We start from the raw sequence: 18928 nt of genomic DNA, 5'->3' as shown, positions 1-18928 counted from the left end.
GGCTTAAAAACCAGGTTTCCGATCGCTGGGCGCTTTTTGAGTGCCTTTAGCTTTCTCACTTTTAGAGAAATTGCAGTCAATTTGTTGCAGGATTTCTAGAGATTTTTTATCTCTCAAAATCGGGTCTCTACTTTTTAGCGAGAACTTGTTTAAGTTGAGCAGTAGCTTGTTCAATTTTTTCGATACTCCCAGGGTTGACCAATCCGTAGTAGTCAAAAACGTAAACTCGATTATTTTTTGTGGCTGTTAGTTGATTCCAAAATGAATCAGATTTAAATTGGTCTAAAATTCCTTCTCCCCGATCGACTATAATGATTACTTCAGGATTAGCCTCTAAAACCTTTTCCGCTGAAAGCGTTATGTAGCCTCGCATGGGGCTATCTCCTTGCAGTTGGGCTGCGATATTTTTCACGTTAAACTTACCCAGCAAATCTCCAGCCCAACTGCTTTGATTCGGCGATAAAATCGGTTGTCTGCTTACCAAAACTAAAGTGGCGGGGCTTTGATTCGGGATGTCTGCTAAAAATGTTTGGTAGCGTTTTAACAGAGGTTCGGGATTTGTATTGAGGGATTTAGCTAAAGTGGTTGTTAACTCTTCTAGGGATTTCCAGCTATCAACTTGAGTGAGTAAGGTTTTAATTCCAAGCTGTTGCAATTTTTGCATTGTTTGGTCGTGAAATCCCGACGCACCTACCACCAAATCCGGTTTCAATGCGATGATTTTTTCCAAATTAGGAGGGGTGCGTTCGCCAGTGACTGCGGTAATCCCTTTAAATTTGGGGTTGCTGCTGACTAATGCGCTGCCGGGAATTCCTACAAGTTTGGTTGGGTCGAGTTGATGGATAATATCGGCGGTTAAAGGTGTTAAAGCTACAAATTTTTGTGCTGATTCGCTGTTAGTTGTTTGTGATTGATTAACTGGCGAACCAGCAGGAGTTGATGGCTGAATTTGTGGTGAAGTGGCGGCGGAGCAAGCGGTAAATGCTAAACTCAGCAACAGGATAGCGGTACGATAAAAAAAAGTTTTGTACATAGTTTAGGCTGGAGTTACAGCGAGTTTAAACCAGGTTGAGACAGAACTGACGGGAAGTTCGATCGCACTTTAGCGCTGAATGATTTAAATATCAATAGTCTGCTGTCCAAAGAAACCGGGTTTTTAGGGAATCTGGGGGCTACAACGACGTATTTTCGTCAAAAACCCGGTTTCTGGCCCATGCGTCCAGGATTATTACACGAAGTATGAATATACTAAATTTGGGAGACAGGGGCGATCGCACAAATCTGCAAGCCTACAGAAGTTTCTAAAATGATAGCTTCTACGCCAAAAATCTGAGCTAAATTATCAGGAGTTAAAACTTGTGCGGGAGTTCCTACACAAAAAAGTTCCCCTTTATTTAACATAGCAATCCGCGAACTGTACCTAGCAGCTAAATTAATTTCATGCAGCACTGTAATAATCGTCAAGTTGTGTTCGTGATTGAGTTGGTTAAGCAGTTCTAACAATTGCAATTGATAGCAAATATCTAAATAAGTCGTAGGTTCATCTAACAGCAAAACTTGCGGGTTTTGAGCCAACGCTAAGGCGAGGAAAGCGCGCTGGCGTTCGCCTCCTGAGAGTTGTTCGACGGGGCGATCGCGAAATTCCTCAATCCCAGTTTGAGCGATCGCAACTTCCACCTTTTCCGCATCTTCCTTGCTCAATTCCCACTGCCACCAACCCTGATGAGGAGAACGCCCCAAACTAACTAATTGCCTTACCGTCAAACCTTCCGGTACTGTTTGCTGCTGCGGCAAAATCGCTAATTTTTGAGCTACAACAGCAGCAGGTTGAGCATGAATTGCTTTGCCGTCAAGCAACACACTTCCTTGCTGCGGAGTTAGGATGCGGCTAACTAATTTCAAGAAAGTAGACTTACCAGAACCGTTGGCACCGATGAGACTCAACCACTCACCAGGTTGTAAAGATAAAGTGATGTTGCGGGCGATCGCAACTTCGCCGTAACCACCAGTTAAATTTTGAATTTCTAAAGACATTGTATATTGTATTTGGTAATTGGTAATTGGTTATGGGCAATCGGTAATCAGTAATTAATTTTTCATCTTCCTTTTTCCCTCTTCCCTCTTCCCTCTTCCCTCTTCCTTCTTCCTTCTTCCCTCTTCCCTCTTCCTTCTTCCTTCTTATTAATAACTAGAACGCCGATAAAGCAGCCAGACAAACAGGGGAGAACCCAACAAAGCCGTAACCGTACCCACAGGCAATTCTACCGCACCCAAACGTGCCAAAAAATCAGCAAAAGTCAACACCCAAGCACCGCCGATCGCACTCAGCGGCAACACAAACCGATAATCATTACCAACCAACAAACGCACCCCGTGAGGCACAACCAATCCCACAAAACCAATCAATCCCCCGATGCTGACAGCACTCGCAGCTAGCAAAGTAGCAACACCACCAATCAACAAGCGCGATCGTACCAGCGAAACCCCCAAACCCACAGCTAAATCATCGCCCAAAGCCAGCAAATTTATCGATCGCCCCAAAAAACATCCTAACAGCAAAGCAGCCAAAATATAAGGTGCCGCCACCTGCAAATCCGACCAACCGCGACCGTTCAAACTGCCGATCAACCAATTCAAAGCAGCTTGCAAGCGGCTGTCTTCAGCTAACAGCAACAGTGTAGTTTGTATTGCCCCAAACAGAGAACTCACAGCCACACCAGCTAAAACCAAACGTTCCACAGAAATCCCCGTTTTAGTTTTTCCCAAAAAGTAGACCAGCATCGAAGTTAAAATAGCACCTATCCAAGCCGCCAAAGGCACCCAAGTTTGAAATATTCCCAAAGTCAGCATGGTAATCGCAACCAACCCTGCACCCGCCGAAATTCCTAATACAAAAGGATCGGCTAAACCGTTGCGGAGCAAACCTTGCAGCAAAGCCCCCGACATTCCTAAAGCCGCACCAACCGTCAGCGCTGCCGCAACTCTTGGCAAACGCAATTCCCAGAAAATAGTTTGATTTACAGCATCACCTCGGTGCAGAAATGCTTGCCACAATTGATCGGCACTCATCGGCACCGCACCAAAAGAAAGCGAAAGGGCGATGGTTAACAGCAAACTCAATCCTAAGAATAAAACTGCCTGAAAAACTCGATATTTTAGCCAGATTTTTGGGAGATTCACTAGATTACACCACAATCTTGATTAACAGCACTAAGTACCATATTTCCTCTGTTTTGAACGCTCGAACTCGTTAACTACAATAACAATAACCGATTCACCTGAAGACGGCTTCTGTGGGAGATCCTGAGCAGGCGATCGCACCCGCAGCCAAAATTAAATGTATAATATCAACGAAGTAAACCGCTACCAGTGAATCATGTCCGCAAACACCGCGCTACCGCCAGCCCTAGCTAAAATCGTTCAGCGCTTTCAGCGACACTCCGATCCGAAACAGCGCTACGAACAACTGCTGTGGTATGCCAAGCGACTCCCAGCATTTCCCGAAAGCGATAAACTGCCGGAAAACAAAGTTTCTGGCTGCGTGTCGCAAGTTTATATTACTGCAAATTTGGCAGACGGAAAAGTTCTGTATCAAGGCGATTCAGACGCTCAGTTAGTCAAAGGATTAGTTGGCTTGCTGGTGGAAGGTTTGAGCGGATTAACGCCTGCTGAAATTGTCACCATTACCCCAGATTTCATTCAAGACACGGGATTGAATGTGAGTCTGACACCTTCCCGCGCTAACGGATTTTACAACATCTTTCAAATGATGAAAAATAAGGCACTTGCTTGTGAATTGAGCAAGCAAGCCGAAGCAAATTAAAAGAATAAACAGTCATGACTCAAACTACAAATTTAACAAAATCAGGTTCTGGCAACTATCCTGCGGCGGTCCAAGAATATCTGTGGAATTGGAAAGAAACGCAAATTAAAGTTATTTACGAAACCAGAGGAGAGGGAAATCCAGTATTGCTTCTGCCTGCCTTCAGTACGGTTTCGACGCGAGAAGAAATGCGTCCTTTAGCAGAATTGTTGGCTCCTAAATTTCAAGTTGTGAGCTTAGATTGGCCGGGTTTCGGCGAATCCGATCGCCCGCGCACCGACTATCAACCGCAATTATACCATCAATTTCTCAAAGATTTTGTTGAGGCAATTTTTAACAGTCCGGTTGCTGTAGTTGCGGCAGGTCACGCTGCGGGTTATGTGATGCAATTAGCGCAATCACAGCCCAATGTTTGGTCAAAGATTGTGTTAGCTGCGCCGACTTGGCGGGGGCCTTTGCCGACGATGAGCAAACAGCAAAGCGGGTGGCACGGAATTGTGAGAGAATTAGTACGATCGCCCTTACTGGGACAATTCCTATACAAACTCAACACTGCGCCGTCATTCCTCAGTTTCATGTACCGCCGTCATGTCTACGCGGATGCGGCTAAAGTCACGCCCGATTTCATTCAAGGCAAATGGCAAGTGACGCAAAAACCCGGTGCTCGATACGGTTCCGCTGCCTTTGTGACTGGTGGTTTAGATCCGGCAAAAGTGCGATCGGAATTTACAGATAATTTTCAACAATTAGCAGTGCCGGTGATGGTTGTAATTGCTGAAAATGCGCCGCCAAAATCAAAGGCTGAAATGGAAGCATTAACGGAATTACCGGGTGTTGAATCGCTAGTTATTCCTGGTTCTTTGGGAATGCACGAAGAAAATGCAGCAGCTTTGGCAAATGCGGTTCAATCTTTTATTTGAGAGAATTAAGAGGGGATGAACCGCAGAGGGCGCAGAGAACGCAGAGGGGAGAAGGGAAGAGGGGATGAATGCAAGCTGTTTTTTTAACGTTAGTTTGGATTGTTTGCTGTTGGTTTTGTCTGCCAGTTTATGCTGTCGGAGATTGGCAGATGGTCAATTTGCCAAAGAGTACGATCGAAGGTGCGATCGACTTTCACATTCATTCTTCTCCTGATGTGATTCCTCGCAGGTTGGATGATTTTGAAGTAGCGAAATTAGCTGCTAGGTCGCAGATGAAAGCTGTGGTATTGAAAAATCACTTTGCAAGTACAGCAGCGCGGGCAGTTTTGGTTAATAAAATAGTACCAGAAATCCAAGTTTTCGGAGGAGTTGTTCTCAATCATTCGGTAGGTGGCATTAATCCCGACGCTGTTGATGCAATGCACCGGATCGGTGGCAAATACGGTAAAGTAGTATGGCTACCAACCGTTGATGCTGAGCATCACTTGCAGGTTTTTCACAAGTCGGGAAGGGGGATTAAAGTTGCGGAAAATGGCAAGGTTTTACCCGAAACATCAGCGGTGCTGAAGGTTGTAGCAAAAGAGAATTTGGTATTGGAAACCGGTCATATTTCCTCAGAAGAAGTCATGGCAGTTGTAGCTGAAGCCAACCTGCTCAACATTAAGAACATCCTGATTACCCACGCAATGGCTGATGTACCGGGTTTGTCCCTAGAAAATATGCAAACAGCCGCCGCAGCCGGAGCTTTCTTAGAACTCGCATTTGTCAACGATTTGATGGGAGAAAATGCCGCTGATGACGGACACAAAAACTGGCATCAAGTTTCTATTAGTAAAATGGCAGCAGCGATTAAACTAATCGGAGCCCAGCATTTTGTTCTCAGTACGGATTTAGGAAGGAAACCCGATCCTTTACCTGCTGAAGGTTACAAATTATTTGTTGAAAAATTGAGAGCGGAAGGTATTTCTCAGCGTGAAATTGATTTAATGATGCAGGAAAATCCAGCGCGATTGTTAGGAATTTAGGAGTAAATATTATGTCCGATTGCCTAACTATTCTCAAGCTTGTACTGAGGACTTTTGTCCGGGAGCATCTCATATTTGTAAAAACACTTCTTCTTGCTCCTTTCTTCTTCCTCTTTCCTCCTGCCTCCTGCCTCCTGCCTCCTGCCTCAAAACTCCAATTTCTAGCTTGGCTGCTTTCATTGAGATGCTCCCCTTTTGTCCTCTCTGGGATTTCTAGTCAAGTAGCACCTACTTCAGGTTCTGGAGATTCTGGCTCGCCCGCTGGGGAGTTGGTTTGCAATTGGGATAGCTGCGAATTTAGCTGCCAACGTTCTTGATAGACGGTTTCTAAATGATTTTCTAATTCCCCTACTTGAGATTGCAGTTGATTTTGAGCCTGATTAGCTGTATCGATTTGACTTTGAAATTCCGAGATTTGAGAGTAAAGGTACGATCGCTCTCTGTTAGCTGTTTCTAACTGGGATTGCAGTTTCGATCGCTCTTCTGTGACCAATTCCAGTTGAGTTTGCAAACCCGACAGTTGAGACTGAAGTTGCTGCCGGTCTTGAATGGAGCGATCGAACTTAATTTGAATTTCCGACAACTGGTACTGTAGCTGCAATCTGCTTTGGCTAGCCGTTTCCAACTGACTCTCAAATTCCGACAGCAGAGCGTGAAATTGAGAACGTTCTGCATCCACCGTCTCTAACTCTGCTTGCATTTCCAGCAATTGAGCGTTAAGTTGCGATCGCTCCTGATCCGCAACTTCTAACTGCTCTTTAAGTTCTGCCACTTCTGCTAACTGGGACTCAGCTTGTTGAGCATTTTCTAGCTGAAACTGCAAATCAGCAATCAGAGCATCAATTTGCGATCTATCCCGGGCAATTCCTGCAAAAAATTCTTCCATTTCTGACACTTGATTTTTTAACAATTCTTGCTCGCGAGTCACAGTTTCCAACCGACTTTGCAACTGGGACAATTCAGAATTTAGCTGATTTTCATTCTGCACCTTTTGGCGCAATTCCGAATTTCGGGCTTCCAACTGAGCAGCCAAATTCGAGATAGCCTCCTGCGAACCCTGCATCCGCACCAAATTGCGTGAATTTCGCTTATTCAAAATTAGCCAGCAGATTAATGCCCCGCCTCCAAATCCTATGAATAAAAGTAATGCTTCCATTTGTTTTATCTAATTAATATAAATTGAGTGATTTTGATGCTGACAACAAAATGGAGATCCACAAATCGCTATCTTATATCGTTTCCGGTTGCATCGGAATAATAAAATCGAGTCAACAGTTAATACTCAAGCATTCAGTTTGGCGACTCCGAGTCAACAGCCAACAGTCAATCGATTTGAGATTTGAGATTTGAGATTAAAGAATTGAAGCATTGACCCCACGGATAAATTCGGGGGATCCTTTATCGGATACAGGTTTTTTATTTCTGGACGGATGAATCCGGGGGCTTGTATCCTGGATGCTTTCGGTCAAAAGTCAACAATCATTTCTGAGTGCAATTGGAATTGATATTACTCAAAGCTATCACAACTTGCCAGCCTGTGTTCACTTGGCTCAACAATTTATATTTCTTTACAAATACCTTTTGTTTACAGGTAAGGTGCAGCGCACCCTGCAAGTCCGATTAATGAAGCAAATCCACAATATGAGGAATAATTTCGATATGCTGAGTCAACAAATAATCCAACCTATCCGCCAATAAACTAAAAATTAAATCGTTATAACTCATCCCGTATTCCCCCAAACCTAAAGCCACCAAACTCGTCACATTTTCCCCTGGGTGTTTCAGATCCGGTTTGGGATTTGCTTCCAAAACATAAAGCGAGCCATCAGCATCATTTCGGACATCAATCCGCACCAAACTATTCAAACTAAACTCCCAATAAATTTTTCGAGCTAACTCAATTAACTTTTGTTTGAGTTCCGGTTCCTCGCTCCCCATCAACCGTCCTCGATCTGCCGTAATTGCTTTTCGGTCCATAGAAGTAAAGATACGTTCGTCAGGCTCCAGCACCCGCTCGATTGTCGAAAAAGCAAATGGTTTTGTATTTTTAGAGAAACCGCCTTTAGCATAAGTAACATAGCCGCAAACCGCTACACAAAATTCTCGTCCCGGCAAATATTTTTCAATTAAAGCAGTATTGTGAGTTGCTCGGTGAACTTCCGAAACTGCCTGAGACAAACCCTCAATATTGTCTACAAAATGAACGTGCAGCGAAGCGCGGCCGGATACGGGTTTAACAACAAAAGGCCCTTGATACTCGCCGAAGGCAATGGCAAAACGCTCGTGCAAATTAGGACGCAAAATCCCTTGAGAAGGATGCCAAGTCATAAAAGGAGCGGTTTTAATTCCGACTGATTTTAGTTCCCGTTTAAAAGCGTGTTTGTTATCTAAAGTTGAACTGTTTAAAGGATTGTGACCCACATAAGGCATTCCCAACATTTCTAACAAAGCGGGAGTGTGACAAACAGGATTGTAGCCCTGGACTCCGCCAGTATTCAGCCACACTAAATGGATATTTTTTTGTTTTAGTTGTTCGGCTAACTTCATGTCATCTGGCAGGACAAAGACTTGCTGAAAACCAATTTCTGCTAATGCTTTAGCAATTTCGCGGGCGACGATTTCGTAACTCTTCCAAGCGCGGGGATTGTGAGTTTTGTAAATCACAGAGCCGGGGCGCTCGCAGTCGCCGCCGAACACTACAGCAATCCGCAATTTAGCAAACAGCACCTCCAAATATTGAGGCAACAAACTAAAGTCATAATGCCAGCGATTCAGGTTAATTGATGTTGGATTCATTTAAGTATTTTTTTTTATTTCATTTTTGAGCTACAGAATCGCTAGATTTTCCCAAATATATTCCAGCCAAAACCACAGAAAAAGCAAACCAATTAAACAAGCTCAAACTTTCCGAAAAAAGCACCCAAGCCATAATAGCGGTAATTACGGGCTCTAGCAGCAGGAAAAAAGCTACAAATCCCGACGACAAACGACCTAGACTGTGGATAAGCAGTCCCTGACCGAAAGCTTGGCAAATCACCGCCAAAGCAATTACAGTCAGCCATCCCTGCCAAGAATAAGGGAAAACTCGATCGCCCGCAAGCAGAACCAGTGGCAAAACCAATATACTGCCAATGAAACATCGCCATATCAATATAGTTGTTGCCGGAAACTTGGTTCGCAAATGTTCTGAAATTAGCAGATTTCCTGCATAAAACATCGCCGATAAAAGAGCAGCAATGTCACCGGCAAAATTGTCTCTCACAGCTTGCAAATCGTCCATGCCGATCGCAATTGCGCCGGATAAAGCCACCGCCAGTCCCACCAAAAACCTGTTGTCAAAGCGCCGCCCCAACAGCAGCCATCCCCCCAAAGTAGTAAATAAAGGAGTTAAGTTTCGCAGTACAGTAGAATTAGCGACATTAGTCTGACTCAGTGACCAGGCCCAGAAACCCACAGAAGCAGAAGAAACCACGCCTACCGCTGTTAACAGCATCACATCCTGCAGAGTGTAGTTCGATCGCTCTTCAAGTTGTGCCCCAGACATTCGGCGACGCGCAGCACCCGCACCATTCCACACTCCAAATACTACAGTTGCTATCCACAAACGGTTAAAAACAGTAGCATTCGGGCTGATTTCCCGTTCGCTCAACCTAATAAAAATCGCAGCCAGCGACACCGCTAGCAGCGCCGCCGACAGCGATGCGATCGCCCAAAATTTACCTTGACTCTCAGCTAATTCACCATTTTTAAAATTGTCCGGGCTTCCAGAAACAATACTTGTCTTTTCTTCAGTTATTAAGGCAGAATTTAACTCATTATCATCCAAAACATTGCGCCGAAGTTCAATATTTTGCTCTGGCAATCCCAGTTTTTTTGACATTATTAAAAGTTCCAATGAAGGCAGAAGGATGTTGTGTAGGGTGCGTGACGAAAGAAAATTTGGGCGGCGAAGGGAGTGACTCAAAAGTCACGCACTCTACTTACTAGGGCTGCACAAACTATTTTGTATAGTTAACAGCAGCTTAGGTTGAAGGTTTAACAGAAAGCCTTGTCAAAGCCTCCTTTAGCGCCGGCGGCAATTGGCGGATAATCTTACCCTTGTCGCGATCGACACCAACCAAAGTTACCTGTGCCGTCACATATAACTCCTGAGTATCAGCCGATCGAATTTCGTAATCCCAAAGCAGCCGCACACCCTCGCTAGCAGCTATCCGCGTTCTGACTGCCACAGATTGACCCATTTGTACAGAGCGGTGGTAGCGCAGCGAAAGTTCCACCACGGGCAATTCCAAACCCTGCGCCACCCAGTCGGCATACTCAATGCCGAGAGAGCGCAAACTTTCCACCCTAGCTTCCTCCATCCAAGCCAGATAAGTCCCGTGCCAAACCACACCGCTGTAGTCAGTATGGTGAGGGTACACTCGCACCAAATATTCAAACCAGCCCTCAGAGTCCATCCCGCGGCGATTTTGAATGACACCAGCCGGTGCGAGTTCTGGTTGAGTTCGATCGTTCTCTAACACTTTACAAATCGTTCCAAAACGCTACATTTCTACAAATCATAAAGCAAATTTCAGGCTTATGCTTGACATTAACCAGCCAGAGTACCAACGTTCTAGTTAGAGCGTCGCACAAGAAAACTCAACTGTTTTTACCGCCAAAACCATGATCGAAAAAATTTTAGTAGCCGTAGCCGGTCGCGGCTTGTGCGAAGAGATGTTTAATATGTTGATGGACATCCCTTCCTTGCAACAAACCTCTGTCACCGTCTTGCACGTCGTGCCGCCCCAAGTAACCTCCGACGGCATGGCCGAGAAGTTGGAAGAAGGAGGCAAGATTTTAGCACAAGCAGTCCAGTCTTTGAAAATAGATCCCAGCAAAGTCAACCCCCGGCTCAAACAGGGAGACCCGAAAACCACAGTTTGCCAAGTTGCAGAAGAAGAACAATCCGACTTAGTAATTATGGGTTCGCGGGGACTCGGGCGGCTGCAATCGATTTTGGAAAACTCAGTCAGCCAGTACGTGTTCCAGCTAACATCCCGACCGATGCTGTTAGTAAAAGACGACATCTACGTCAAAAGAATCAAGCGCGTCATGGTGGCCGTCGATCAATCCGAATCCGCCAAACAATCCTTAGAACTAGCCCTATCTTTTGTCAAAGAAGTCAGCGGGGGACAGATAATTCTAGTACACGTCACCAAAGATTTGACTGGAAAAGCCACCGAAGATTTAACAGCAAATGCTGAAAAAGACCCCGTATTAGCCCCTGCTGTAGCACTCGCGAAACAAATGGGAATTAGCTACCGCTGCGTCAGTGCCACAGGCAAGCCTGGGGAAGAAATTTGTCGGATTGCAGACGACTTGAGTGCAGACTTGTTGGTAATCGGTTCCCCGGATCGGCGGCCCAACGTTGCCAAAAACTTTGTGGATCTCGATCGACTCCTGGGAAATTCCCTATCAGACTACGTGCGAGTCTACGCCAACTGTCCCGTCTTGCTAGCCCGCACAGTCGGTTAAACTTTAATTGCTAAGAGTTCGCAGCCAACATTAACCAGTTAACAAAAAAAGCGCCAACAGCTTTTTGCTGAGGCGCTTTTTTTTGCAACCAGCTTGCGCCAGACAAAAATAGCAGCAGTTGCTAATCTTGTCTGCCTTGACGGCTAGCCGTTTGAATGTACAGAATGATTAGAAAAACGCTGGGAACCAATACAAACAGAATGGTTGCCACAAACCCTAATTCGTTAACTTCCATGAAGACGCCCGCCTCTATCGGAAAATAGGAAAACACACAACTAGGATATCACTCAAAGGCAAAAGGCAAACTCGAAGACAAAAGGAGGACTTGCAGATGGGCGACGAAACCCGGTTTCTGTGTGAGTGCCTCGCAGCCCAACCTTTTATTTGTCCTAGAAACCAACTTTCTTTTCCTAGGTCGGCAAAACGATTAATTATACAGTGAAATAGGAAAAAAAAACAAAATTCTTGCATTCTGAATTTTTCTTTCCTTCTGCATCTCTATCATCTCTAGCCTTCTGCCTTCTGAGAGTCACGGCTTAGTCTTCACACTCACCGGGCCGTTGACCAAAGTTTGACAAGCCAACCGATAGTTTTCCGGCTTTTTTTTGAGCTTGCGGTTCTCAAAGTCAGTGCGGGGCGACAGATTTTCACTTCCCTCGACAATTTCCACAATGCAGGTGCCACATTGACCGTAGCCCCCGCAATTCATCATCTTTCCCGAAAACGTGTACAAATCGATGCGGTTTTCTAGAGCTTTGAGCCTCAAATTGGCTCCGTCTGCTGCGATGACTTCCTGATTTTCCTTCACAAACTTGATATTAGCCATTGCTGATTCCCTAGGGCGGTAAACGCGAGTCTTTATTAAAAAATATTAACTAATGTTTCGGTTATTAAGAATATTTAGGGCCCAGAAAGTGGAAATTGGTCGCGGGGCAACTCAAAATGCAACAATGGCATTCCTGATTTTTGAATTGGTGATTTTGACAGGAGACTGGGCGCGCGGGGTCAATCGATTTTAGATTTTAGATTTTAGATTTTAGATTTTAGAATCGACCCCACGGATGAATCCGGGGGCGAGTACAAGATGATTCGGAGCTTTTTTTCTCCCTCCACGGATGAATCCTCTGGCTCCGGACCTAATTACTTGCGGTCAGAAACCCGGTTGATTCCTAAATTTCTGGTCGCCAAACCAATATTTTGCCCAGAAACCCGGTTTCTGAGTCTTAGTGGTATTTGAGTTGCCCGATACCCAATGCCCAATGCCGCTGGCCCTGAAATGTCGTGAAGCGTAGCTATCCCGTAGGGAATCGTCCCAACCGAATCTCAAGGAGCATCCGAGAGGTTATTCGTGGGAAGATTGCTCACAGCCCGCTGGAGAGACGAAAGTCCCAGGTTGTAGGTGACTATTGCCGACAATCGGTTTCTCTCAGCCCTAGTCAAATCTGTTTCCGCCTGAATCACATCCGTCTGAGTACCCACACCAGCTTGAAAGCGCAGTCTGGCCAAACGCAGAGCTTCCCTCGACTGCAAAACCCCCGCCTCAGAAGTTTCGATATTCTCAAAACTCGACTCCAAGCCAAAATAAGCTTGTTCGACTTCCCGGCGCACTTGGTTGCGGAGTTGGTCAAATCGACTTTCAGCGATCGCAATATCCGCATCCCGCTGTTTCACCCGGGCGTTCGCCGCGCCCCCGTCGAAGATACTCCAAGTCAGACTCGCCCGGATCGAATACCCGTCTGCCCACCCGCGAGAAGTATACGGATCGGGGTTATCAGGGTCTTGTCCCAGTACGTTGTAACTACCCCCAACACTCAGTTGAGGCAAACGCCCTGCCTGAATCGCTCGCCTCTGCTGCTTGCTGATATCCCTCTGCACCAACTGCTGTTCCAACTCGGGGCGATTCTTAAAAGCCTGCACGATACTCTCTTCCAAAGACAGCCTCCAAGACCCCGCTTGCTCTACCGGGTCAGCCGCTGTCAAGTTCGCTGACTGGCTGATATTCAAAATCTCAGCCAGACGCCGCTGGGCAACTCGCTGATCGCGGCGGGCCACTGACAGTTGTTGCACTTCGTTAGCCAAATTTGCCTGAGCCTGCAACACAGCAAACCGGGTTCCTACCCCTGCCCGTTCCAGGGCTTCGGCATCCCGCAAACTTTGCTGGGCATTTCTGACCGAAGCTTGGCGGATGGCAACTTGTCCGTCCGCGTTTTGCAAGGTGTAGTAAGCCTCAGCAGTGTCGAAGCGGAGTTCCTCGGCTTGGCGTTCCACATCCAGTTCCCGAAGGCGCAACTGTTCCTCAGCCGCGCGGATGTTCGCGTTCCGGGCTCCGAACAAATCGATGTTGTAGCTCAACTGCAAAGTGCTGTTGAGACTGTTGCTGCCGAAATTTGTGCCGGCTTGGAGGGCGGGCTGCCCGGTTCGGTTAGCCGCAGCGTTGAGGCGGCGCTGGTTAGCCCGGATTCCGAGTTCTCCGCCGGCACTGACAGAACGGCTGGCATCCATTTGAAAATTGAGGTCGGGATAGAGAGCAGCTTGCTGTTCGCGCAAAGCTGCTCTGCTTTGTTCCACTTGCTGTCCGGCTATTTGCAAAACTTGGCTGTTGCGGCGGGCGAGATCGATCGCCTGCTGCAAGGTAATTGACTCTGTTTGCTCGATCGTGACATCCTCGGGGTTTGTCGGAAACTGCAGCGGATTCGGGTTGGGTTCCAGGGAAGCCGGAGGCTTGGTGTCTAAAATGCCCTTCGGAGGGAGAGGGGGGAAACTTTCGTTCGGAGTGCCCCGGAGAATTGGTACCGGGGAACTCGGCACCGGAACATTGTTGAGAGGGTTCGGGGAAGGCTGCTGAGCGTCTGTCGGCCCCAAACCTCTTAGAGGTGTTGCACCGGCCTGAGACAGAGTTGATGGGGAAGCCGGAGCCGCCTGTTGAGGCTTTGATGCAAGCGAAGGCCCGGTTGGGGGAGTTGATGCGATATTTGCTCCCCCTGGCTGCTGAGACTCGGAGGTTTGAGGGTTAAGGGCGATCGACTGTTGGGCCTGTGATGCTGATTCTGTCGCTGTGTTCGAGGTCGATCGAACATTCTGCCCTAATTCGAGCTGATTGCTAAGGGCCAAACTGTCCTGAGATTGAGCCGGAGACTGTGCTGAAGCACTCTGTGCGGCGTTGCTGAAAGTAATTGCAGCGCCCACTCCGACTACGATGATTTGACGAAAAACACGCATAATTTTTTAATTACTCTGCAATCCTAGAGACAATTTTAGAGCAAGATTGAGGTCTCAAGTTTCTAGTCTGTAGCCTGAACTCGACGGTTACAAGTCACAATTACCCTACTCATCTTAACTTTTGAATGTTCGATTCAAAATTTAGAATTTAACTTCAGCAGTTGCCAGACCGATCGCCGTCGAGATTAGTTCCTCTACTCCGCTAACCGGCAAAATCCGGGTTTTCAGCAAGCTGGCGAGCTGTTCGAGGGTCATGTCGTCGAGAAAACGCGGTTCCCCCTGTTTTAGCATCACCGACGGCAGCAGGATGCCGTTTCCCAAGTCTCTCCCCTGCAAAGCTTCGAGTAAATCTTGCCCGGTGAGCAAACCCGTAACAGTGATAGTTTGTCCCCAGTAGCTGCTGCAAAGTGCTGCCATGTTGACGGACAAGCCGGGAATTTGGTTTAGTTGTTGTACGATCGGCTCAAAAGCTTTTTCTACAGCATTCCCCACCACCCAAACCAACTTTCGCGGCGGATTAACTGGCATCGGTTGCAGCTTTTCAAAAGCCGTTTCAAACTGCTGGATAAACTGGCGGATAGATCCCACACCGTTACCAATTTGCGGATAATCTTCGTAATCAGCAGCCGATGGCAAATCTAAACCAGCTATTAAAAACCACTCGTCAGCCAGCCAAATGCACCGCGATTTTGAGTTCTTCCTTTTCGGCTTTCCGCCGCCTTTTCCTATACTTAAAAGCACTTGAATTTTCTGCACTTGCTCGATTACTTCTCGCGCTTTTTCCGCAGTTACTGCAATTAGTTCATCTTCGGCAGGGCGAAAGCGAGTTAAGCCCACCGGCACTACAGCCACCGAGGCGACAGCGGGAATATTTCCGGTATGAAACCTTGCCAAATCTAACAAAGTGCGTTCTAAATGTTCGCCGTCATTAATCCCCGGACAAACAACTACTTGAGCGTGAATTTGCAAGCGGCGTTCTTGAAACCATTTGATTTGTTCTAAAATCTTGCCAGCGCGGAGATTTTTCAACAGCCTAATTCGCACTTCCGGTTCCGTAGCGTGCACCGAAACATAGAGAGGAGAAAGCCGCATTTGTTCGATTCTGTCCCACTCTTTTTGAGTCAGATTTGTGAGAGTGAGATAGCTACCGTAAAGAAAGCTGAGGCGGTAGTCATCATCTTTGAGATAGAGAGTTTCGCGCTTTCCCGGAGGCTGCTGGTCGATAAAGCAAAAAGGGCAGCGGTTGTTGCACTGAATTAGTCCATCGAAGAGAGCCGTTTCAAATTCCACTCCCAAGTCTTCGTCATAATCTTTTTCTATTTCCAACTTGTGAGTTTTGCCTTTGGCATCTAAAACTTCTAATTCTAGAAATTCATCTGCGCACAGGAATTGATAGTCAATTAAATCGCGGGGTTTTTGACCGTTGACGGCGACGATTGAGTCTCCTGGTTCAAATCCCATTTCGGCGCCGATGCTGTCGGGGATAACTTTGGTGATTAGGGCTGGTTTAATTGAGGATTCGCTCATACGATCGCGCTTGCTTTTTCAATTTCGATAAATTGCCGTTTAAAATTTATTTTTTATTTTAACTCAGCCTCAAACTCTAGCACGATTTATATTGTTTGTCAAGCGATATCAGTAGGGAAAAATAGGTGTTTGTGAAGGGCGATCGATGACAACCCGCAAGCTTTTAAAGAGTCTGTTGCGTGTATTTAGTCACCATATAATTATGATACAATCTACTTGCCAGTAGGCAATTGATATACTACCCGACCTTTTAGGTCGGGGGTTTTTGACACTTCACCGAGATTTACCGCCAGCGGTCTTATTATCTCTCCACGTGCGTTTTTAATCCCTCCGGGGTGCAGAAACGCAAGTTGTCAGTCCCTATTGTTCTCCAATATTTAGAGAAAGTTTCATGTTTATTGGTTTTACCACATCTCTACATTAAACGCGATCGCACTCTGGCTAGGTATAGTATCATTACGGCATACGCGGCATTAGACCGCTCTAATTCGGTATAAATTGCCACTTTTGGACAGTTCCATACAAGCGCAGGGTAATACCATTTATGAAGATTCACATCTTCGCTGAAGTAAAGGCAAGAATAGTACACCTTGGATCGTCTCGTGTCTTTGGAGATAAAAAAGAACTACTTGCTGATTCTGAGAGAATTCAGAGATTTGACAAAGTATGGGAAAAGGGTTTGAGAAGCTGTGTTGAAGAAGCGATCCAGGTTCAAAGGATTGTCAAACCTGATGTTGTAAGGGATCGTTTAAAGAAGCAATTCACAAGATATCCTAATGTAGAGCGATACGTTGTAGAGGGCAAAACGCTTTATGAGTTTACATACAAAGTTTTGTCTGTTGCACAAATTTCAGCTACAAGTAAGCCTAATGAATATGAAATAGATCAACTCTGGACTTTTACTTACTCAGATGCGCCACCAGAGCTATTTTGCTTCCAATTCGATAAGTTGGAAGACAAACAGCTCTTTGAAGCAACAGCTAAAAAGTATGGAAAAGAGCCAAGACAGTTTGCCAAAGAGATCGTCCTGGAGAAAATGAATGAAATTATTAAACAGCTACGATAACCTTAACCGCAGTCTGCTTGCATATTAGTAGCTTGTCTTCGGATTAGCCAGATGAAAGGCTCTCCATCAACAATTACAGCAGATTGCACCCTTTATGAAGTACATTCCAGAAACCCGGTTTCTTAAAGAAACCGGGTTTCTCTGTACCTCAGATACCTGAAACTGCTGTATTTTTCTTGTTCCTTTTTTCGGGATTGACATAGTTTGCTTCACTCTTGCTTAGTTGCGGGCTTAAAACGAAAACAATCAAGCATCTGTTTCTGAGGAGATTCACCATTCAACTCTTACTTTTGTTCGACATAGTTTTTGAGTTTTGACAGCAAAAAATCCCAAAAATCGAGCAGTGCAAAATACATCTTTTCCGACTTAAAGTTTTTGTGTTCCACCTCCAGGATAGTTTTACGATAGGCTTCATGGAGCGTATAGCAAATAGTTAAATAGTTTTCTGGCACTCTGGCCGTACCGTGATTGTCGCTCCAGTACCTCTACTGAACTTTTTCATTAGGCAATAAGATTTCAATTGTTCCATAATCCGTAAAATTTCTGTCTCCATTACTTCCCTTGAGAATAATCTCGCTACCAACTTCCCAAGTCGATCGAACTTCTTTCAGTGGATAATATTGGACGATTTTGTCGGAGTTAGTCAGCGCGTCAAATAGAACGCTTGGCGGCACATCGATCGATATTTGTTTTTGGATTGAAAATGTTGTCATAATCTATGCTTTTATTATCAAAAATATTCCCACCGCGATCGTGACGCAGCCAGCAGCAATGTTGATGCCTTTCCTGATTTTAGAACTAATCAGCAATCTAGCTCGATCGGCCGCGAGTGCGTAACCAAGTTTTACACCACCTACAGATACTATAGCAATTGCAATGACGATCGCGGTATCAAAATAAGATATTCTGGAAAGATCGATAAAAGCTGGAAAAAATCCCAAATAAAATAAAGTTGCTTTTTGGTCGCCTAATGTAATAAACAGTCCCGTTAAAAAACTGGACAGCCAAGAGGATTTAACAACTTCCGCCGCTTCTACATCCTGCAATTTTGACCTGCACAAACCTATTCCCAACCATATGAGATAAGCCCCGCCGAGATATTTGATGAGAAAAAATAGGTTTCCCATCTTTTCCGCAAGCAGCGATAAACCTAAAATGGCTATCAGGATGAAAATGATGTCACCAACTACTATTCCTAGGGTGGTAAAAACACCGTGAATAAATCCAAATGCGGCCGATCGAGTGGAAACAGCCAATACGCTGATGCTGGGAATAGCAGCCAAGACGGTCATAGCACAGAATAATGCTACAATACTACTAAAGTTCATATCGCTAACTACTTTCAAATCCGGAAACTAACTGTCGAACATTTCCTATAACTAACAGGTGTAGATTTTTTAGCTGAGAAAAGTCAATGAAACGCAGGTCTCTTGGCTGGCATCGCCTTTTCTTGGGTGCGATCGCCCTATCCATTGAATCGATCGTTTGCAGTTGCATTTCTGTTGCGGCACAAGAGCTACCTACTCTAGCAAAAAATATGTCTTATGGCCAAGCTAGGGCAGGTTTACAAGATGCGGGGTGGCAAGCTGCTTACAATTATTACTCCCCCGGTCGGATTGCAGCCTTAAATTCGATCGAGAAATATATTAAGCTGAGACGCAGCTAGATTGTATAATATAAAAAAATAAGCAATCATTAGTTATAGTGTATGCCAGCCAAAAACCATCTATCTCAAAATCAAAAACAGAGACTCGTTAAACTACTAAAAGAGTCTGACGATAATTACGTGAGGGAAAAGGTTCTAATTTTATTGCTAATAAATGACGGAAAA

Annotated in this window: 19 protein-coding genes; 6 read left to right on the top strand and 13 right to left on the bottom strand. The window is 45.5% G+C overall.

Annotated elements, in window-relative coordinates:
* Window positions 1-127 precede the first annotated feature (127 nt).
* The 3 genes from QUA99_RS00975 to QUA99_RS00965 form a co-directional block, all read right to left on the bottom strand.
* Window positions 128-1033 carry an ABC transporter substrate-binding protein gene (locus QUA99_RS00975; RefSeq protein WP_333234558.1) on the bottom strand — a complete coding sequence of 302 codons (906 nt, stop codon included), beginning with the start codon at window positions 1031-1033 and terminating at the stop codon, window positions 128-130.
* Between the two features lie 215 nt (window positions 1034-1248).
* Window positions 1249-2034, bottom strand: a complete 786-nt coding sequence (locus QUA99_RS00970) for an ABC transporter ATP-binding protein (protein WP_333234557.1) — start codon at window positions 2032-2034, stop codon at window positions 1249-1251.
* Between the two features lie 147 nt (window positions 2035-2181).
* Complete coding sequence (locus QUA99_RS00965; RefSeq protein WP_333234556.1) at window positions 2182-3180, bottom strand: iron ABC transporter permease; 999 nt, start codon at window positions 3178-3180, stop codon at window positions 2182-2184.
* Window positions 3181-3376: 196 nt separating this feature from the next.
* On the opposite strand from QUA99_RS00965, the gene QUA99_RS00960 reads away from it, so the two are divergent.
* The 3 genes from QUA99_RS00960 to QUA99_RS00950 all read left to right on the top strand — a co-directional run bounded on the left by QUA99_RS00960 (window position 3377) and on the right by QUA99_RS00950 (window position 5768).
* Window positions 3377-3823, top strand: coding sequence for a SufE family protein (locus QUA99_RS00960; RefSeq protein ID WP_333234555.1), 447 nt, complete (start codon window positions 3377-3379; stop codon window positions 3821-3823).
* A 14-nt stretch (window positions 3824-3837) separates the two neighbouring features.
* Window positions 3838-4743 carry an alpha/beta hydrolase gene (locus QUA99_RS00955; RefSeq protein WP_333234554.1) on the top strand — a complete coding sequence of 302 codons (906 nt, stop codon included), beginning with the start codon at window positions 3838-3840 and terminating at the stop codon, window positions 4741-4743.
* A 68-nt stretch (window positions 4744-4811) separates the two neighbouring features.
* The gene (locus QUA99_RS00950) at window positions 4812-5768 is read left to right on the top strand and encodes a DUF6282 family protein (protein ID WP_333234553.1); all 957 of its coding nucleotides are present in this window, start codon (window positions 4812-4814) and stop codon (window positions 5766-5768) included.
* 217 nt (window positions 5769-5985) lie between these two features.
* On the opposite strand, the gene QUA99_RS00945 is transcribed toward QUA99_RS00950, so the two are convergent.
* From QUA99_RS00945 to QUA99_RS00930, 4 genes are all read right to left on the bottom strand, one after another.
* The gene (locus QUA99_RS00945) at window positions 5986-6924 is read right to left on the bottom strand and encodes a hypothetical protein (protein WP_333234552.1); all 939 of its coding nucleotides are present in this window, start codon (window positions 6922-6924) and stop codon (window positions 5986-5988) included.
* Window positions 6925-7388: 464 nt separating this feature from the next.
* On the bottom strand, window positions 7389-8564 hold the full coding sequence (locus QUA99_RS00940) for an ATP-grasp domain-containing protein (protein WP_333234551.1): 1176 nt from the start codon (window positions 8562-8564) through the stop codon (window positions 7389-7391).
* Between the two features lie 19 nt (window positions 8565-8583).
* A complete protein-coding gene (locus QUA99_RS00935; RefSeq protein ID WP_333234550.1) occupies window positions 8584-9648 on the bottom strand; it encodes a DMT family transporter in 1065 nt (354 codons plus the stop codon).
* 142 nt (window positions 9649-9790) lie between these two features.
* The gene (locus QUA99_RS00930; protein WP_333234549.1) at window positions 9791-10291 is read right to left on the bottom strand and encodes a thioesterase family protein; all 501 of its coding nucleotides are present in this window, start codon (window positions 10289-10291) and stop codon (window positions 9791-9793) included.
* 142 nt (window positions 10292-10433) lie between these two features.
* On the opposite strand from QUA99_RS00930, the gene QUA99_RS00925 reads away from it, so the two are divergent.
* Window positions 10434-11285, top strand: a complete 852-nt coding sequence (locus tag QUA99_RS00925; protein ID WP_333234548.1) for a universal stress protein — start codon at window positions 10434-10436, stop codon at window positions 11283-11285.
* A gap of 121 nt (window positions 11286-11406) precedes the next feature.
* Here the strand turns inward: QUA99_RS00925 and psbM are convergent, their stop codons facing one another.
* From psbM to QUA99_RS00905, 4 genes are all read right to left on the bottom strand, one after another.
* Window positions 11407-11520: a photosystem II reaction center protein PsbM gene (psbM, locus tag QUA99_RS00920; protein WP_333234547.1), complete on the bottom strand. Its 114-nt coding sequence runs from the start codon at window positions 11518-11520 to the stop codon at window positions 11407-11409.
* Window positions 11521-11814: 294 nt separating this feature from the next.
* Entirely contained in the window at window positions 11815-12111 is a 297-nt protein-coding gene (locus QUA99_RS00915) for a 2Fe-2S iron-sulfur cluster-binding protein (RefSeq protein ID WP_333234546.1), read from the bottom strand.
* Between the two features lie 497 nt (window positions 12112-12608).
* Window positions 12609-14504, bottom strand: coding sequence for a TolC family protein (locus QUA99_RS00910; RefSeq protein WP_333234545.1), 1896 nt, complete (start codon window positions 14502-14504; stop codon window positions 12609-12611).
* A 141-nt stretch (window positions 14505-14645) separates the two neighbouring features.
* A complete protein-coding gene (locus tag QUA99_RS00905) occupies window positions 14646-16031 on the bottom strand; it encodes a TIGR03279 family radical SAM protein (protein WP_333234544.1) in 1386 nt (461 codons plus the stop codon).
* 544 nt (window positions 16032-16575) lie between these two features.
* Between QUA99_RS00905 and QUA99_RS00900 the strand changes: the two genes are divergently transcribed.
* Window positions 16576-17097 (top strand): hypothetical protein, encoded by a 522-nt coding sequence (locus QUA99_RS00900; protein WP_333234543.1) that lies wholly within the window; start codon window positions 16576-16578, stop codon window positions 17095-17097.
* Between the two features lie 485 nt (window positions 17098-17582).
* Here the strand turns inward: QUA99_RS00900 and QUA99_RS00895 are convergent, their stop codons facing one another.
* A complete protein-coding gene (locus QUA99_RS00895; protein WP_333234542.1) occupies window positions 17583-17810 on the bottom strand; it encodes an SRPBCC domain-containing protein in 228 nt (75 codons plus the stop codon).
* Between the two features lie 3 nt (window positions 17811-17813).
* Window positions 17814-18425, bottom strand: coding sequence for a LysE family translocator (locus tag QUA99_RS00890; RefSeq protein ID WP_333234541.1), 612 nt, complete (start codon window positions 18423-18425; stop codon window positions 17814-17816).
* 86 nt (window positions 18426-18511) lie between these two features.
* Between QUA99_RS00890 and QUA99_RS00885 the strand changes: the two genes are divergently transcribed.
* On the top strand, window positions 18512-18763 hold the full coding sequence (locus QUA99_RS00885; protein ID WP_333234540.1) for a hypothetical protein: 252 nt from the start codon (window positions 18512-18514) through the stop codon (window positions 18761-18763).
* The last annotated feature ends 165 nt before the right edge of the window (window positions 18764-18928 follow it).

The sequence above is a fragment of the Microcoleus sp. F10-B2 genome (genome assembly GCF_036704965.1).
Lineage (GTDB): Bacteria > Cyanobacteriota > Cyanobacteriia > Cyanobacteriales > Microcoleaceae > Microcoleus.
Note: the sequence above shows the minus strand (reverse complement) of the source record. Positions and strands in the feature narration are given on the sequence as shown.

Excerpts from the sequence above, each read along its gene's own strand:
- QUA99_RS00975 (WP_333234558.1), bottom strand. The coding sequence starts at position 1,033 with ATGTACAAAACTTTTTTTTATCGTACCGCTATCCTGTTGCTGAGTTTA.
- QUA99_RS00970 (WP_333234557.1), bottom strand. The coding sequence starts at position 2,034 with ATGTCTTTAGAAATTCAAAATTTAACTGGTGGTTACGGCGAAGTTGCG.
- QUA99_RS00960 (WP_333234555.1), top strand. The coding sequence starts at position 3,377 with ATGTCCGCAAACACCGCGCTACCGCCAGCCCTAGCTAAAATCGTTCAG.
- QUA99_RS00955 (WP_333234554.1), top strand. The coding sequence starts at position 3,838 with ATGACTCAAACTACAAATTTAACAAAATCAGGTTCTGGCAACTATCCT.
- QUA99_RS00950 (WP_333234553.1), top strand. The coding sequence starts at position 4,812 with ATGCAAGCTGTTTTTTTAACGTTAGTTTGGATTGTTTGCTGTTGGTTT.
- QUA99_RS00945 (WP_333234552.1), bottom strand. The coding sequence starts at position 6,924 with ATGGAAGCATTACTTTTATTCATAGGATTTGGAGGCGGGGCATTAATC.
- QUA99_RS00940 (WP_333234551.1), bottom strand. The coding sequence starts at position 8,564 with ATGAATCCAACATCAATTAACCTGAATCGCTGGCATTATGACTTTAGT.
- QUA99_RS00935 (WP_333234550.1), bottom strand. The coding sequence starts at position 9,648 with ATGTCAAAAAAACTGGGATTGCCAGAGCAAAATATTGAACTTCGGCGC.
- QUA99_RS00925 (WP_333234548.1), top strand. The coding sequence starts at position 10,434 with ATGATCGAAAAAATTTTAGTAGCCGTAGCCGGTCGCGGCTTGTGCGAA.
- psbM (WP_333234547.1), bottom strand. The coding sequence starts at position 11,520 with ATGGAAGTTAACGAATTAGGGTTTGTGGCAACCATTCTGTTTGTATTG.
- QUA99_RS00915 (WP_333234546.1), bottom strand. The coding sequence starts at position 12,111 with ATGGCTAATATCAAGTTTGTGAAGGAAAATCAGGAAGTCATCGCAGCA.
- QUA99_RS00910 (WP_333234545.1), bottom strand. The coding sequence starts at position 14,504 with ATGCGTGTTTTTCGTCAAATCATCGTAGTCGGAGTGGGCGCTGCAATT.
- QUA99_RS00905 (WP_333234544.1), bottom strand. The coding sequence starts at position 16,031 with ATGAGCGAATCCTCAATTAAACCAGCCCTAATCACCAAAGTTATCCCC.
- QUA99_RS00900 (WP_333234543.1), top strand. The coding sequence starts at position 16,576 with ATGAAGATTCACATCTTCGCTGAAGTAAAGGCAAGAATAGTACACCTT.
- QUA99_RS00895 (WP_333234542.1), bottom strand. The coding sequence starts at position 17,810 with ATGACAACATTTTCAATCCAAAAACAAATATCGATCGATGTGCCGCCA.
- QUA99_RS00890 (WP_333234541.1), bottom strand. The coding sequence starts at position 18,425 with ATGAACTTTAGTAGTATTGTAGCATTATTCTGTGCTATGACCGTCTTG.
- QUA99_RS00885 (WP_333234540.1), top strand. The coding sequence starts at position 18,512 with ATGAAACGCAGGTCTCTTGGCTGGCATCGCCTTTTCTTGGGTGCGATC.